Raw genomic sequence first — 15,744 nt, forward strand, 5'->3', positions numbered from 1 at the left:
CGACGTCCTGGCCGCCCAACGCCGCGAACGCGCCCGCATCCGCAGCGAACGACAACAACGCTGGGGCCAACCCGCCACCCGCGCAGCCTGACCCAACACCCCAAACGTTCGTGGTCACGGCACTAGCGTCCATTGTCAACCTGCCGCCAAGGGCCAGACGGGGCTCTTCCCTGTCAGATCACGACCTTCTGTCAAGGCCGCTACCCAAGCCGTTCTTGACTGCCGTCCGCTGCTGACACCGCAGGTCACTAGCCCTTCGCTGATTCTGCTGCTCTCTCCGTGCTGACAGATCGGGCCGCTACGGTTCACGGCACAACAACACCCTCATCTATCTCCACCCCGGTCGGTCCCACCCTCGGACCCTCGTCGTCGCACCCCGGCGCCTGACGCCCACCCGCCCTCACCGGCCTGGTCGGCCCAGCAGCCCGCGACGACCCCGACGGTCGCACCACCACCCCCGCACCACATCCAGCCCACCTATCAGCCGGCGACCACGCATCCAGTGGCCCGGCCATCTCCGCGTGCCTGCAGCACGCCTACCAGCGAGGGGAACCGTATGGCCAAAAAGACGGCCACCGTCACCACTCCGGCCTCCGTGGCCATCCCGCCGGCAGTCGTCCGCACCATGATCGTCTGCGTGTCCGGGGAGCTGTCCCAGGTGCTCGACAGCACCCGGAACCTGCACCGCCACCTCGGCGTAACCGGCACCAGCTGCGCCCGGTTCTGGGCGTCGCCTGCCCTCTACCCGTGGCAGCGCCGGCAGCTGATCGACCTGCGCAAGACGGCGGCAGGACCCCGGTACTGCGCCGGAGGGCCCATCCGGCTGCTCGATCTGGCAGGCATGCGTCACGGCGCCTATGTCGGGGCCACCGTGCGCCACGCCCACTGGGCGCGCGTGGTCGCGGGCACGAAGGCCGCCACGGCGTGGCCGGCGTTCCTGCAGCGGCATCTGTCCGACCCGACGGCCTACCCGCTCGATGTTGCGACCGCGGAGTTCCACCGGCAGCCGCGGGTGCAGGCCATGCGGATGCACAACGCCGCCACGTACGGGCCGGGTCGCCTCGACGTGGGGGACCTGGAGATGTTCCAGGCTGGTGCCAGCGCATACGCCAACTACCACGCCCTGTGGGCGCTGTGTACCGACGCGTTCCTCACCGCCGGTGGTGACCGGCTGCAACCGGCCAGCGCGTTCTTCGCTGACCGGATCACGTATCTGGAGCAGGCCGCCCGCCATCTGGATTCCCTCGACGAGGACCAGCGGCTGTTCGCCGTCGACCTCCAGGCGTGACCACACGACCAGCCGGGCCCGCAGCGGCGGCTGCCGCGCGACCGACGGCCCGTGCTGGGCCCCAACCACCCTCGACCTGAGTTCCCCAGTCCTCGAAAGGGTGATTTCGCATGCCCCTGCGACTTTGGTTCGACCTGACGACGGTGCGGCGACTGGCCGACGCCGCGGTTGCTGCCCGCCAGCGGGTCGACCTCGACGGCACCATCACCGCTGATGTTCCGCCAGCGCTGCACCTGATGCGCGACTGCGGCGGCGACCTCGACGACCGCCTCTACCTCGACGGGAACGTCCACCCGAGCCCGGCCGCGGACGACGCCGCCGCGGAGCCGTTCCACCGCCCTGCCGACGGTTGCCGGTTCGTCCACGGCATCACCTGGACCGAATGGCTCGGCGGTCCACCACGCCCGCACGCCTTCATCCAGGCTCGGATCGTCCTCGACGACGGAGGGCTGCTCGACCTGCTCCGCGCCGGCCACGCCGCCGGCTTCGACATGGTCACCATCGACACCGACCTACGGCCGGCCGTCGCCCGCCGCCGACCCCGCCGGCCGCCCCAAGCTGGGGCGTCGATACCCGCCCGGCCGGCGTAAGGGCCGCCCTACACCTCTTCCCGGGGGCAGACACCTGCGTTGATCGCCGGCGTGGCCGCCCCGCCTCCGGATCTCGCCGGGTCTCCCGCTGCCGCCTGTTGACCGTCTTCGTCGCGGACTGAGACCCGCCCGCACTCGCACGACCTGGCCGTTGCCCGGCTAACCCCGCGCAGAAAGCGCAACCCCCGGGCACGGCCGTACGGCCGTGCCCGGGTTCCCACCCCATCTCGAAGGGAACTCTGATGGACCCGAACCCTGATCCCGCCGCTCGCACCGCCTTTGTCGGCGGTGTGCGTCGGCTGCGCGTCGCCGTGGTTGGCGGCAGCCTGACCGGCCCCGTGGTCGCCCTGCTGTTGCTGCGGGCCGGCTTCGACGTCACCGTCTACGAAGCCATGCCGGCGTCCGCCCCGCGCGGCGGCGGGCTGATCGGCCTGGAACACACCGCGCTCGACGTGCTCGACCGGCTCGGGATCGCGCAGCGCGAGGTCGTCGCCTACGACTCCGAGACGATCCGGCAGGTCGCGGTCCGCGACCGCCGGCCGCACCAGACTGTCCTGCGCACCTATCCCGGCCGCAACACCACCTGGACGCTGCTGCATCGCGCGTTGACCGCGCGGGTTCCGGCGGGCGTGGTGCGCACGGGGATGCGGGTCACCGGTCTGACCCACGAGGGCGGCCGGCCGGTCCTGACCTTCGCCGACGGCCGCCGTGACCCGGCTGACCTGGTCGTGTTCGCTGACGGCCGGTCCTCGATCGGCCGTCGGCTGCTGGACCCCGCGCGGGTGTTGCGCTATGCCGGCTACGTCGCGCACCGCGGTATCGCCGACCGCGCCCCGCAGCCCGGCCTGCACGATTTTGTCCGGTTGGAGCCGTGCCCTGGTGCGCAGTTCAATATCGCGCCGGTGCCGGGTGGCTGCGACTGGACGTTCTACCTCGGCTGCACCGCTGCGCAGTACGAGCGGCGTTTCGGTGCGGAGCCCGCCCGGCGGGTGTTCGCCCTGCCCCGGCACGTCACCCCGGCCGCCCGCGCCGATGTCGACGAGCACGCCGCGCAGCTGCTGCCGCCGGAGCATGCGGCTGTCGTGGCGGCCACCACCACCCGGATGGCCGTGCCGGTGCTGGACATCGATCCGCCCACCCGCATGGTGTGGCCGGTCGGTGACGGGCACGCGGTCCTGCTCGGTGACGCTCTCGCGCCGGTGCGCCCACACACCGCCCGCGGCGCCAACAACGGCATCGAGCAGGCCGCCGGGCTGGCCGTCGCGCTCACCCAGCACCGCCGTTACGACGCCGACCTGCCCGCTGCCCTGCACGGGTGGCAACGCCGGCACCTGCCGGCCGCCGTCGCCGCAGTACGGCACGGCCCGGTCATCGGCACCAGGCTCGGCCTCGGCACCTCATAACCCCCACCGCCTCCACCGGGCCGAAGACCCACCGGATCGGATCCGCCTCTGCGGCATCCAGGCCCGCGATCCCTCAATTCCTCGCCCCCGCTGCCGCACCGGCCGGGGGCTTTCTTGTGTCTCCGATGCGAAAGGACCCGAGCCGATGGCTGTCAGAACCACCAGCGTCGTCTACGACGACCTCGACGGATCCACCGACGAGGTGGGCACCTATCAGTTCGCCTTCAACGGCGTGCGGTACGAGATCGACCTGTCCCGCCCCAACTTTGACCGGATGGCTGCCGCCTTCCAGCCCTTCATCGCCGTCGCCCGCCGTCTCCCGAAACCCACCACTACACCGACTTCAAAGAAGGCCGGTGCCAGCCGCACTGCCGACATCCGACGGTGGTGGGCCACCCACTGGCGCGAGCACCAGCTACCCGAACCGCGCACCCGAGGCGCGATCCCGGCAGCCGTCCGCGACGCCTACGCCGCCGCCCAGTAGCCCAGCCGGTACGGCCGCGACACCACGATCCGCCGACCGCGGTTCGGGGGCGTCGCGGCCCGTAGGTGGGGAGTTCATCCCACACGACTTGATCCGGGCTCGGGTCGAAGCGTGCATGAGTGCACGCCCGCACCCATGCGCACCCGATAGGCAGGAAGGAATCGCATGATCGACAGCACCACGAAGCCGTCCACCCTGGAGCGGGTGTTGACCGCGCTGGCCGAGCGCGGCCCGGCCACCGCCGCGAGCATCGCCGCGTTCGTCGGCATCGCCTACCCCACGACCACCCCCAAACTGCGGGAGTTGGAAAGCGCCGGCTACGCCGAGCGGATCCGCACCGAGCAGCGCACCACGCTGTGGAAGGTGACCGACACCGGTGCCACGGCCGCCGCGGCTGTCGCCGGCGGTAGCCGCATCCCCACGCCGCCTGCCCCACCACCCGACGACGACCCCGCCGCAGACGATGCGCCACCGAGCGACGGCAGCCCGCCGGAGCAGGACCCGCAGCCCAAGACCGCCGCACCCGTCGAGGACCACCAGCCTGCCGACCAGAACACCGACGACACGACGGCAGCCCACGACCAGACCAGCATGCCGCCGCAGCAGGCGGCAGTTCCGGTCGTGACGGTTGAGCAGACCGACGAACAGCAGGCAGAGCCCGGATCGGACGCACCGCCCGCGCGAGACAGGCGATCGGCGTCGCCGCCCGAAGGTGCTGCGGCGAGCAGTGATGCCGGCCAGGACCAGCCCGGCGCCGAACCGGGCCCCGATGACCGTGCCAGCACATCGGAGGCCGCCTCACCGGTGCACGTCGCGCAGCCGGCACCGGCGCAGGTGGACCAATCGGCAGACAGCAGGCCGCAGCGCGGGGGCCGCCGGACGTCGGCGCGGCCCCGACGCCGCAAGGGCGAACTGCGCGACCAGGTGCAGCAGTTGCTGCGACGCCACCCGGACACCGCCTACAAGATCGCCGAGATCTGCAAGCTGATCAACCAGGCCCACGGCGGCGGCAACGTCAACAAGGCCAGCGCGGGAGCGGTGGCCAACGCCCTGGACAAGCTCGTCATCGCCGGCACCGTCACGCGACTGGACACCACGGTCGCGACGTACCAGGCCGCGTAGCGGCGCCCTCACCCGTGGCAGCCCGGGGGCGGGCGTAAGACGTTGGCGCGCTGACGCCTGCCCCCGGTGCTCCTTCGCCTACAAGGAGCGATAACCAGTGTCTCAGACACTCACCTCTGTCCTCACCGCCGCAGGCGGAATCCTCGCCGGGCTGACCGTCGCCGGGCTGTGGGCGCTGCGCCTGTGGACCCTGCTGACCCGCGCCCGGACCCGGGCCCGGACGCTTCACCGGGTCGTGGCGAACGCGCACACCCTGGTCGACACCCTGCGGGTCGAACGCGACCGGTACCACCGGCAGGCGACCATCGATGACATGACCGGCCTGCCCAACCGGCGTGCGGCGATCCAACAGCTGACGCACGCGGCCGCGACCTGCCGTGAGGTCGGTGTGATCGTTGTTGACCTCGTCGGGTTCAAGCTAGTCAACGACCGGCTCGGGCACCGGGCCGGCAACACCCTGCTGGCCCAGGTCGCCGAACGGCTCCGCCGACTGACCCGCACGGACGTGTTCGCCGCCCGGCTCTCCGGCGACGAGTTCACCCTCATCATCGAAGGCGGCGGCGACACCACGGCCGCGGTGGCCGCCCGTGCCTGGTCGGAGGTCAGCCAGGTCCCGTTCGTCCTCGACGGCAAGCGCATCGACATCGTCGCCAGCGTCGGCTACACGAGCACAAGTCAGGCCGGCCACGATCCCGAGGCTCTGCTGCACCTGGCCGACATCGCCATGTACTGGGCCAAGGCCCACGGCGGTGTGGTGCACGGCTACGCCGACCACATGGGAGACACCCCGAGCGGCGGCCGCCCCCGCGACTGGCCCACACCACACCCCCGCTGACGCCACTACCAGGACCCGACCCTTCCCGCACGCGGTCTAGCTGCGGCGGTGCTCCCCACCAACCCGGGCCGGGTCCTGGCACCGGCCACGCCATAGGCCAGGCCCGCCATGGGCCGTTCCTGTCTCGGCGACACCTGGAGGCATCCATGAAGATCCGGTCCCTCGTGACGGCCGCCATCGCGGTCGTCGCCGTGGTCGTGCTCTGCGCCGGAGGGCTCGGTGGCCTGCTGACCGGCAACACCACCGCCGACGCCTGCCTGCCGATCCACCCATCTACCGAACCGACCGCCGCCCCGGCGGAAACAGTCGGTGCCTGGCCGCGGGTCGGTGACTGGGACGATGAGCAGGTCACGAATGCGGCGACGATCGTCACCACCGGTGCCCGGCTCGGTGTCCCCGCCCGCGGCTGGGTCATCGCGGTCGCCACCGCGATGCAGGAAAGCAGCCTGCGGAACCTGCCCGGCGGCGACCGCGACTCCGTCGGCCTGTTCCAGCAACGCCCCGGCCAGGGCTGGGGCACACCGGTACAGCTCCAGGATCCCGCCTACGCCGCCGCCGCGTTCTACGCCAAGCTGCTCACGGTCACCGGCTGGCAGCGCATGCCGTTGACCGACGCCGCGCAGGCCGTACAGACCAGCGCCCACCCGGACGCCTACGCGGCGTGGGAACACCCGGCGGCGCAGTTGGTCACCGCCATCGCCGTCCACACCCGCCTACCGGCACACGGTATGACCGGTTGCGGGCCCGCCGGCCCGTGGATCCAGCCGGTGCTCGCCCCAGTCGGGTCCGCGTTTCGTAGCCGCGAGCGGCCGGGCCATGACGGCGTCGACCTCAGCGTCCCCCGCGGCACGACCATCCGCGCCGCGTCGGCCGGCACTGTCCGCACGGTCCGCTGCAACGCCATCGATCGCGGCACGGGACGCGAGTGGGGCTGCCACCGCGACGGCGACCCTGACCTCACCGCCGGATGCGGCTGGTACGTCGACATCGACCACCCCGGCGGTGTCATGACCCGCTACTGCCACCTGGACAAGCCGCCGATCGTCACTGTGGGGCAGCAGGTCACCGTCGGTGAGCCCATCGGCGTCGTCGGTTCCACCGGCCGGTCCAGCGGCCCCCACCTGCACTACGAGGTGCACCTTCGCGGCGACGCCAGCGCTGCCGGCGCGGTCAACCCCGTGCCCTTCATGGCCAGCAAGGGTGCACCCCTCGGCAGCAGCCAAAACGCGGCGGTCGCACCAGCACACCGTCGATCCATCACCGACAGGAGCACGGCATGAACACCACGAACGATGACCCTGTGCACGGCGGCGAGCACAACTGCGAAGCGGCCGGAACCCTCGCCTTCGTCGCCACCTACGGCGCACCAGGTGTCGGGCAGGCGTGGACCTGCACCACATGCGCGAGGCCCTGGTCGCGGGTCAACGGCGTCTTCTCACCGGCCGACCACGGCGGACACCTCCTTCGCCCCGACGACGTCGAGTAGGCGCAGCCGACACAGCGCCACCGCCGGGCCAGCACACCCGACCACAGACGGATACCCCTCGCTAGCTCCGCACCCAACCAGGAGACAGCACCATGATCGACACTCAGCTTGTGCTCAAGTACTGCGGCGTACGCATCGACGCTCACGCGCTCACCGACTCCGTCCCCACCGGCACGGACCAGCCGACCGTGGCCTCGGAACTGCGCGACGTGCTCACCACGCTCGCCAGCACCGAAACCCACATCACCCGACTCGTCCCGACCCTCCGCGACGCGTTGCGCGACGTCGAGGAGGTCCTCGCCGCCGGGCCCGACGACCGGATCCCGGTCATCGACCCCACCGGAGCCCTCCAGGCGCGGGGACCCCGCCTCGACGCGCTGATCGGCCGACGGGCCGCGCAGATCGAGCACCTGCGCGCCATGACCCGCCTCTGGGTAGCGCAGCACCCCACTGCGCAATCCCGCTGACCCGACGTCACCCCTTCCAAGGACGGTGACCCGCCGCGCGGAGGAGACCGCCCTGCACCACGCGGTCCACGCCGGCCACCGCCAGGCCCACGCCGCGGCCCCGCGCGTACGTCGCGCCGACTGCCTTACGCACACGCCGAGTTCACCGCCTCCTGACCGGCGGTGCTCACCGGCCTGTGCGGCTTCGGCCCGCACATGGCTGCGCTCTCGATGACCAGCCGCCGCTGAATGATGGCCTCTTTACCAGCGGCTACACCGGCTGCCCGGAGCCCGACACGACGACGCCCCGCCGCCCGTGGACGCCGCATCTGCCGCTCTCGCGCACCGTCCGCGCGAGGACAGCGGACCCCAATCCCACGACCGACGGCCACCCGGCCCGCGCCCCCGCGCGGCACCCGGGTGGCCCTCCTGATTTGGAAGGAGCACGCCGCCCATGACACGTCGCCTCTGGTGGCGGGTGGACCAGATCCTCCCCCTGGCCGAACACGCCGCCACCACCATCGCCCACCACAGGACCCGGCAGCAGTACGCAGCCGGCATGCCCGACCAGGCCGCGCTGATCTGGTCCCACGACGCCGACGGCGACTGGCTCACCTCCAACGGCCTCCCCCACTGGTACGCCGCCGACGGCACCGCCCACCGCGTCCGCGCCGACACCTGGACCCACACCCCCACCGGAGCCACCGGCAACCCGATACCCGCCCAGGACGGGCACGGATTCCTGCCCCTCCGCAGCGGCCACCTCGACGGCCGACGCGACCTCCTCGACCTGCTCCGCTTCGCCCACCAGCAGGGCATGCACTGGTTCGGTCTGCACCCGGACCCCACCCGCGACCACACCAACGACCGCTACCGCATCGCCGACACCCGCGCCGACATCACCCCGCCGCTGGCCACCTGGACCCCCGCGACCGTCACCTGCCGGCAGGTCGGCGACGGCCACTACCGCGCCATGGTCGCCGTCGACTACACCACCTGCGACGGAACTGGTCTGCTGTGCCGCTTCCCCCGCTTCGCCGTGCAACGCATGGCCACCCACCTCACCGACCTCCACCCCAGCGACATGCCCGGCGAACACCCCCGCCTGCGATTCGACGGCAACCTGGCCATCGTCGAATGGGAGCACGACAACGGCATCGACAGCCGCTGGATTGAGGACGATCGCGTACCCCCGGACGACAACGGCTGCTATGCCGTCGGTGCCTACCAATGGCCGTGGCAGCTCGCCAGGCCGCAAGCACAGCCGTGCGACGCCTAGACCGACCGCTACCCGGTCTCGCGTCCCCTCAAGTCCGCGATCATGAGGGGGTCACCGTACAGGCCCAAGGACAGAGGTCGGTGCGGCCGCAGAGTGCTACACCCCGCCGAAGTCATCGGCAGAACGACGACTGACCTCTCGGCCCAGCGATCCACGTCGAGTCTCGGAGGGATACGCGGCTCCCGCGATGCCCTTGACGTGCGGATCGAGATGGGTAGGCGGCTTTAGCGGACGGCATCGGTCGGCTTCGAAAACCTTTGGCCGCGATGCGGCGAGCGACCGCTGTCGTCTAGATGACAATGTCGATCGTGAAGCCCGCCTACACTGCGGGCGCCGCAAGGCCGTCGACCGATCTGAGGATGCGATGCAAGACCCGGGCCTCTACTTCCCATTCGTGCACATACGTGACGATGATTGGCTTAAGATGGCAGCGCTGTACTGGCCATCTGTACGCCGGCTCGTACCAGCGGATTACAATAAGCAAGATAGCGACACTGCACGGACGTTTTTTGACGCTAGGGTGTTGCTCGATGAAGACCCCGGGCAACTGATGCCGTTTCTTAGTTGGGATCTGGCAACAGCACTGCACAAGAACGCGGATCGACTGATGCGAGACTTCAGCATTGCCAGGGCGCATGCCGATTGGGGCGGCGAACATCAGTTTCAGGGCGGCCCGCACGGAGAGCCGCAACTCGGATGGATCCACGTAACGAAGTTCCCGAGGGACGTTCTCCAACAATTGAGCGATATGGGACTGGCTCAGGTGGGACGGTCCTCAGAACCAGTCTGGGGACACTTCGGACCACCGGCAGACTGGATCGGAGTACACCCGGCGGTCGCTGGCGCCTACATGACGGCCCTCGCCGGCCAGATCAGCAGTACGGCTCGGTTTCAGCCACTCACGGACCAAGTCGATTTGAAGACTGCCACAGCAAGCAGCGATGTCGGGGCCGCGCTAGGTCTCCTTCTGGGTCGACCGGCTGAGGCGGCGGACGGTGCTACCGGGTCTGACGAGGGCGTGGACACCTATGTAATGCTGGCGTTGCAGTACGCTCGGCCCGCAAATCTTTCGAGCATCTCACCCGACAAGATTCTTCAGTGCCGGGATGACCTAAGCGAGGAGCTCGCCCTATTCCGCGAGCACGTCGCCAGTCAGCGCGAGGAGCTGGCTGGACTGGCCTCAATGCCGATCAAGCGTAGACGTCTTGAGGCCTTTACCGAGCACGTCCAGCACACAGTGGAGATACCTCTACGCAAGCTTGAGAAAGGGCTAGCGCTGCACAGACTAGAGCCCGTTAGGTCGCTCATCGTGGCCGGCTCGTTCGTGCCACCTGCCGCAGTTTCCACCGCCCTTACAATGTCGCCCGAGGCAGCCACGGCGGCGGGGACATTGGCTGCCATAGGTAGCGCATGGTGGCAAGTCAATTGCGTCCGGAAATCAGCCAAGGCCAGCTCACAGGTCGGCTACCTTTTAGACGTGCGCGATCGCTTAACGCCGAAAACCTTAGCCAATCGGGCGCGAAGAATACTCCGCGGCACGTATAGCGGCACCAGACACCGGCCCCAGGGCTCCTGACTCTGACTGTTCTACACGCCGCTGGCCACCAACGGCAGGGTGCCCCGTATCAGCCGAAGACGGTGCCATAGATCCGTCCTGCCGATGCAGGGACGTGGCGTGAGGTCAGCGCGATCAGCTCTCGTGATGGAGCAGAAGCTCCGCGATCTCCTGTACTCGTTCCACCGTGATGCCGTTGCGTTGCTCTACCGCCAGAGGATGGTCGGTCGGCTCGAGGACGATGTGTGGTCGGATGCCGACCTGCTCAGTATGCACCTTGGTCTTGAGGTTCAGCGTTTCGATCGGATAAGCCGGAAGCTCGGTGGACAGCCAACCGAAGTACGCCGGCTCCTGCTCTCGCCCTGGCGTCGACCAGAGGTCTAGCATCCGGCTGAAGCTCGTTCGGCTCAGCGACACCCAGACGCCCCACTCGAAGTCTGCGTCGGCGTCAAGGACAGGTACGACCAAGCGCGCACGGACGAAGTAGTGCTGTGCGGCAATGATGCATGTCTCGTCCTCGAGCACGCTGCGTTCGTCGCTGCTGAGTTCGTCCCGCCAGTAGGCCGGGGCTGAAGCCCCGTACGAGAACGGCAAGCCTTCATGCCGCCGTCCACAGCTGTGACACACGAACCCCTGGTCGATCACGAACGAGACGGTACCGCCTCGCCCACCCTGCTGACATGGTGCCGACGGCCCGATGTCCCGTCATGCCGCCGACCGTATGCGTCTACGCGGCAACCCCGGACCGTAGCAGCGGGACGAATGGTGGCGGGTTCGCCGGCGTTCATGACCGGAGCGCGCCTAACCAGGTGACGAAGGCGCCCATCCGCTCGGCAGCCCAACGCTCTCGACCGGCGGATCCGTACCAGCGGCCCTCGGCTAGCTCGAAGCGCCAGCGCATCAGCAGGCTGGGCCGATAGGACTCGAGCGCGAAAGCCCACTGCCTCGCGAGTGACTCGGCCTCACTGATCACGCGGTCGATCTCACCCGGCGTGAGTCTCAGCTCAGTGGTGGCGGCAGCGACCACCGCTTGCTGTGCCACAACGCTATGCGCAGGGACGACGTCATCGCCGGACACCACGTTTCCCAGCTCCCGATAGATGATCCGCGATACGTCATCGACTGTGACCCCGGAGTCGGCACGGACATGTCCCATCACCCGCTGAGAGAACAAGCGAGTCTCCGCCGGACCGAACCGAGTCTGGCGCAGCCGACCGATCACCACGACGAACGCGCCCTCCAGCACCGCGGCACATGCCGTCGCATCCTGCTCGGCTCGTAGCTGCAGTCGACGCGCTAACGAACGATCCCCGAGCAGCACGGCGTGCAGGAAATGCCCCTGCGGTGTGGTCAGTCCACTGGTCCGCCCGACCGTCACGCCCGAAGCCTACGACCTACCCCGAACGTGAACCTCAACCGCGACGCTGTGTCCTCGTCTGCGCAGGTCAATCGAGCAGGGCGCCGCCGTACCAGTTGCCGGCGAGCGTGAGCTCTGCGGACCTGGTCACCATCTGGCAACTGACCATCCGCTTCAGCAGATGGCCGGACGTCCCGCCAACGAAGCCGCTGCCCGTGGGGTCGTTGCGGCGAAAGGCCGCTGACCTGACCGTCCACCGGATCTGTCTGTCCGCTGTCACCCGGTGGACGACTTGATCTCACCGCAAAGTCGAGCGTCCATCGGTGCGGTCACCGCCGGACCCGACGGTAGGACGGCTCCCAGGCCATGGCGGCACGCCGGTGGTGACCACCCACCGATCCACTCCCCTGAAGGAGACCCGTTCGATGCTGCCCGCCGCTCCCGCCGAGGTGCCGCACGACGTTACGGACGTCCTGCTGTGGCGCATGGCCATGCGCGTCACCGCCGATCACCAACCCGACCCGCACCGCCGCGGCCGGTGCGTCAACCTGCGCTGCGTGCACGAGGTGTACCCGTGTCCACCGTTGCGGGACGCACAGCGGGCACAGGACGTCGCCCGCCGCCCCCGACGGTTCGCGTCCGGACGTGCGCAGGTTCCGGCCGTCGCCGTTGTCGCGCAAACCTTCGTCGGCTGGTTCCGCCCCACGCGCCCCGCCCCTGCGGTGAGCCGGTCCGCGCCGATGCGGCATCCCGTGACGGCTGCCGTACGCCTCGCCGCGTGACGGCCGGGACCTCACCACATCCATGCCCCGCCTATGAGCGAAGGAGAACCGCATGCCTGCCTTCGACGAATATCTCCGACGGCAGCAGGAGCACATCGACGACGTCGGCTGGTCGGTGACCGCTGCCGTGCCGGAGCCCGGCGACACCGACGCCACGTTCGCCTACACCGTCGGCCTGACCGAACGCCACCTTCCCGAGCTGATCATCGCCGGCCTCCATCCGCTGATCGCCCACGAACTGCTCAACGACCTGGCCCACCGCCTACACGGTGGTATGCCGCCACTGGTCCACGACCAACGTCTCGACGACCTCATCGTCGGCTATGACGTAACGATCGTCGACGGGCTGGCCACCGAGGCGCTGCATCCTGGCACGGCCTACGCCCGATACGGCAAGGACCGTGTGCGCCTGCGGCAGATCGTGTGGCCGGACAAGCACGGGCGCTTCCCGTGGGACGACGGCTACGCCTACCCGCCACACGTCCAACCACTGCTCGCCCGCCCGTAGCCCAATTACTCGGCCTGGCAGCCGTACACCAGCCCCCATCCGTCGCGGGCCAGCGGGTGCTCGCAATCAACCCGCCCCGCGCGCCCCGCGTGGGGCTTTGTCATGCCCAACACGAGACCACCCATCCCGCCCACCTGTCGCCGCGAGGACGGACCGCCTGCAGCCAGTGCACGCCGCCACCACGTCCTCGCGAGCTGACGATCCTTCTGGGAGAACACGATGCCTCCATCGCACAGCCCGCTGGTGCGGGTCTGCACCCTGTTCGGCTACGACCTCGACGAAACCGCCCTGCGGGCCGACCCGCGCGTCGCCACCACCGACATCCAGTCCGCTCGACTCTGCGCGGTCCTGATCGAGCACGTCACCGGCATCACCGACGCCCACCTGCGGTACACGATCAGCCAGGACCCCGACGACCTCGACGGCATAGTCGCCGACACCGTCACCGCGATCGGACGGGCGTGGCGGGCCATCGCGGTGCTGCTGGCCACCGCGGTCGGTGTCGGGGCCGCCCGGCAGCTCACCCCGACCGGCAGCCGCGACGCCGACGGGGAGCCGTGGCGTCCCGCCGTGGTCCGGATATCCGGCACGCACGGCGGCCCGTACCCGTGCCAGATCGGGCCGCCGCGCTGGAACGGCTGGGACAGGCCCCGCTTCACCCGAGACGTGGTCGCGCGCCTGATGGCCGATCTGGACGCGCAGTGGCGCCGCGACGGATCGCTGCCCGACTTCCTGCCCGGACAGCTACTCGCCAGCGGCGACGTGCTCCTGCTGCACGACGCAGGTGTGCGGGAGTTCGTCGGCCCGGACGACGATGACCTGTTCGCTGTCGGTGCCGGCACGTGGAACTGGGAGGAGTGGCCTGACTAGCGCCCTCCACTGACGCGGCCACGGCACCGGTAGCCGCCGGTCCTAACGAACCGCGCAGATCCGCAGCCAGCGCCATCCGATGCCCGTCAGCCGCCACCACACGAACCTGCTGCCCGCACCGGCGTTGCTGAACGAACGGCGCGAGCGGCACCGCTCCCGCGGTATCCGCGGCGCGTTCTGTAGCTGACCGACGCCTCACTCCGGCACCACCACCGGTAGCCCGCCACGCCCCGTATCCGAGGGCCCGTCCGGCGGCGCCGACCAACGTTCCCGTTTCGGGAGGTGGCCGCGCCGGAGGCGGGGCCACCTCCTGCCCATTCCGACAGGAGGAACACCATGGAGCCTCACCCCGCACCACCGCCCACCAGCCGCGACCAGGACGTGAGCGCCGTGGCGGGTGACGGTGGTCGTGTCCCCGCCGCACCGACCGGCGGCGTCGGAGGACCAGCGATGACGACACCGACAGCGAGCACACCCACCACCCCCAGCGGCTCCGCGACCGGCAGTGGCATCAACGCGGTCAGCGGGCTACCGCGACTGCGCGCCGGGGAGTTGCAGAACCAGGTCCTCGCCGTCCTGGCCAACGCCAGCAGCGCGATGGACGTCGGTGACATCGCCGCGGTCCTTCTCGGCCGGTCCTCCGGCGCGATCGGTCAGGCCTGCGACCGGCTCACCGAACGCGGCCACGCCGACCTGCTGCCCGGCTCACCCAAGCGATACCGCATCACCCCGGCCGGGACGGCCGAACACCAGGCGCACCCGACCCCCATACCGCCGGCGCAGCCCCAGCCAGCTCAACCGGCCTCCGCCACCGCACCGGCAACCCCCATCCCATCACCGCCGTCGGCCACAAGCGCCACCCGCCCGGCCACCACAACCCGTCCGACGGCGGCGCCGGTGAGGCCGCGTAAGCCGACCAGCGGGCCGGTGCGGCGCCCGAACGGGCAGCTGTACTACCCGCGGCTGCTGGCCAAACGCCCCGACGTCGACGTGCTGCGCGACCTACGCGACGCCGACGTGCCCGTGCTGCTGTACGGGCCACCCGGCACCGGCAAGACCTCCCTGATCGAGGCCGCGTTCGGCACCGACCTGTACACAGTGCCCGGCGACGGCGACACCACCGTCGGCGACATCGTCGGGGACTACGTGCCCACCGACAGCGGCGGCTACGAATTCGTGCCCGGCCCGCTACCGCGGGCGATGGAAGCCGGCGGGGTGCTGTTCATCGACGACGCCACCCTGATCCAGCCGAAGGTCCTCGCCGTGGTCTACCCGGCCATGGACGGCCGCCGGCAGATCATCCTCAAGGCCGCCGCCGGCCGGGTCGTCACCGCCGCACCCGGCTTCTACACCGTCGCCGGCCACAACCCCGGCGTGCACGGCGCCGTGCTCACCGAAGCCCTCGCCTCCCGGTTCTCCACCCAGGTCAAGGTGTCCTCCGACTACGACCTGGCCGCCGCGCTCGGCGTCGACTCCCGGATGGTGCGCGCCGCCCGCAACCTCGCCACCCAGTACGACAGCGGCGAAATCGGCTGGGCACCCCAGCTACGGGAACTGCTCGCCTTCAAACGGATCACCGACGTGCTCGGCATCGACACCGCCACCGCGAACCTGATCGGCCTCGCCCCGGTCGAGGACCGCGACGTCGTCCACAAAGCCGTCGGCCAAGCCTTCGCCAAAGCCAAGATCCTGCCGCTGGCCCTCGGCAACCAGCTCTAAACCCCCACCAACAGGAGGGC

The 15,744-nt window shown here is 70.0% G+C and carries 17 protein-coding genes; 15 read left to right on the plus strand and 2 right to left on the minus strand.

From position 1 onward, the window contains the following. Positions 1-556: 556 nt before the first annotated feature. The 11 genes from KBX50_RS30230 to KBX50_RS33900 all read left to right on the plus strand — a co-directional run bounded on the left by KBX50_RS30230 (position 557) and on the right by KBX50_RS33900 (position 10,509). Positions 557-1,288 carry a hypothetical protein gene (locus KBX50_RS30230; RefSeq protein ID WP_210941272.1) on the plus strand — a complete coding sequence of 244 codons (732 nt, stop codon included), beginning with the start codon at positions 557-559 and terminating at the stop codon, positions 1,286-1,288. A 110-nt stretch (positions 1,289-1,398) separates the two neighbouring features. Next, the gene (locus tag KBX50_RS30235) at positions 1,399-1,878 is read left to right on the plus strand and encodes a hypothetical protein (protein WP_210941273.1); all 480 of its coding nucleotides are present in this window, start codon (positions 1,399-1,401) and stop codon (positions 1,876-1,878) included. Positions 1,879-2,120: 242 nt separating this feature from the next. Further along, positions 2,121-3,281, plus strand: coding sequence for an FAD-dependent monooxygenase (locus KBX50_RS30240; protein ID WP_210941274.1), 1,161 nt, complete (start codon positions 2,121-2,123; stop codon positions 3,279-3,281). 145 nt (positions 3,282-3,426) lie between these two features. Then, positions 3,427-3,765 carry a histone-like nucleoid-structuring protein Lsr2 gene (locus tag KBX50_RS30245; RefSeq protein WP_210941275.1) on the plus strand — a complete coding sequence of 113 codons (339 nt, stop codon included), beginning with the start codon at positions 3,427-3,429 and terminating at the stop codon, positions 3,763-3,765. Positions 3,766-3,930: 165 nt separating this feature from the next. Then, positions 3,931-4,887 (plus strand): MarR family transcriptional regulator, encoded by a 957-nt coding sequence (locus tag KBX50_RS30250; RefSeq protein ID WP_210941276.1) that lies wholly within the window; start codon positions 3,931-3,933, stop codon positions 4,885-4,887. Between the two features lie 97 nt (positions 4,888-4,984). Next, complete coding sequence (locus KBX50_RS30255; protein ID WP_210941277.1) at positions 4,985-5,722, plus strand: GGDEF domain-containing protein; 738 nt, start codon at positions 4,985-4,987, stop codon at positions 5,720-5,722. A gap of 146 nt (positions 5,723-5,868) precedes the next feature. Further along, positions 5,869-7,002, plus strand: coding sequence for a M23 family metallopeptidase (locus KBX50_RS30260; protein WP_210941278.1), 1,134 nt, complete (start codon positions 5,869-5,871; stop codon positions 7,000-7,002). Continuing rightward, positions 6,999-7,208 carry a hypothetical protein gene (locus KBX50_RS30265; protein ID WP_210941279.1) on the plus strand — a complete coding sequence of 70 codons (210 nt, stop codon included), beginning with the start codon at positions 6,999-7,001 and terminating at the stop codon, positions 7,206-7,208. Before KBX50_RS30260 ends, KBX50_RS30265 begins: the two co-directional genes overlap by 4 nt. Positions 7,209-7,300: 92 nt before the next feature. Continuing rightward, entirely contained in the window at positions 7,301-7,675 is a 375-nt protein-coding gene (locus tag KBX50_RS30270; RefSeq protein WP_210941280.1) for a hypothetical protein, read from the plus strand. Between the two features lie 433 nt (positions 7,676-8,108). After that, positions 8,109-8,933 carry a hypothetical protein gene (locus KBX50_RS30275; RefSeq protein ID WP_210941281.1) on the plus strand — a complete coding sequence of 275 codons (825 nt, stop codon included), beginning with the start codon at positions 8,109-8,111 and terminating at the stop codon, positions 8,931-8,933. A gap of 748 nt (positions 8,934-9,681) precedes the next feature. Further along, positions 9,682-10,509 (plus strand): DUF6236 family protein, encoded by an 828-nt coding sequence (locus KBX50_RS33900; protein ID WP_374224756.1) that lies wholly within the window; start codon positions 9,682-9,684, stop codon positions 10,507-10,509. A gap of 114 nt (positions 10,510-10,623) precedes the next feature. On the opposite strand, the gene KBX50_RS30280 is transcribed toward KBX50_RS33900, so the two are convergent. Both KBX50_RS30280 and KBX50_RS30285 read right to left on the minus strand, forming a co-directional pair. Next, on the minus strand, positions 10,624-11,133 hold the full coding sequence (locus KBX50_RS30280) for a DUF2199 domain-containing protein (protein WP_307871118.1): 510 nt from the start codon (positions 11,131-11,133) through the stop codon (positions 10,624-10,626). A 139-nt stretch (positions 11,134-11,272) separates the two neighbouring features. Continuing rightward, a complete protein-coding gene (locus tag KBX50_RS30285; protein WP_210941282.1) occupies positions 11,273-11,866 on the minus strand; it encodes a hypothetical protein in 594 nt (197 codons plus the stop codon). Positions 11,867-12,270: 404 nt separating this feature from the next. Between KBX50_RS30285 and KBX50_RS30290 the strand changes: the two genes are divergently transcribed. The 4 genes from KBX50_RS30290 (at position 12,271) to KBX50_RS33085 (ending at position 15,724) form a co-directional block, all read left to right on the plus strand. Next, entirely contained in the window at positions 12,271-12,627 is a 357-nt protein-coding gene (locus KBX50_RS30290; RefSeq protein ID WP_210941283.1) for a hypothetical protein, read from the plus strand. Positions 12,628-12,679: 52 nt separating this feature from the next. After that, positions 12,680-13,135, plus strand: a complete 456-nt coding sequence (locus KBX50_RS30295) for a DUF4262 domain-containing protein (protein ID WP_210941284.1) — start codon at positions 12,680-12,682, stop codon at positions 13,133-13,135. Between the two features lie 219 nt (positions 13,136-13,354). Beyond that, positions 13,355-14,005 (plus strand): hypothetical protein, encoded by a 651-nt coding sequence (locus tag KBX50_RS30300; protein WP_210941285.1) that lies wholly within the window; start codon positions 13,355-13,357, stop codon positions 14,003-14,005. A gap of 450 nt (positions 14,006-14,455) precedes the next feature. Next, the gene (locus KBX50_RS33085) at positions 14,456-15,724 is read left to right on the plus strand and encodes an AAA family ATPase (RefSeq protein ID WP_247674716.1); all 1,269 of its coding nucleotides are present in this window, start codon (positions 14,456-14,458) and stop codon (positions 15,722-15,724) included. Positions 15,725-15,744: the final 20 nt, after the last annotated feature.

Source organism: Micromonospora sp. C51 (genome assembly GCF_018070435.1).
GTDB lineage: Bacteria > Actinomycetota > Actinomycetes > Mycobacteriales > Micromonosporaceae > Micromonospora > Micromonospora sediminimaris.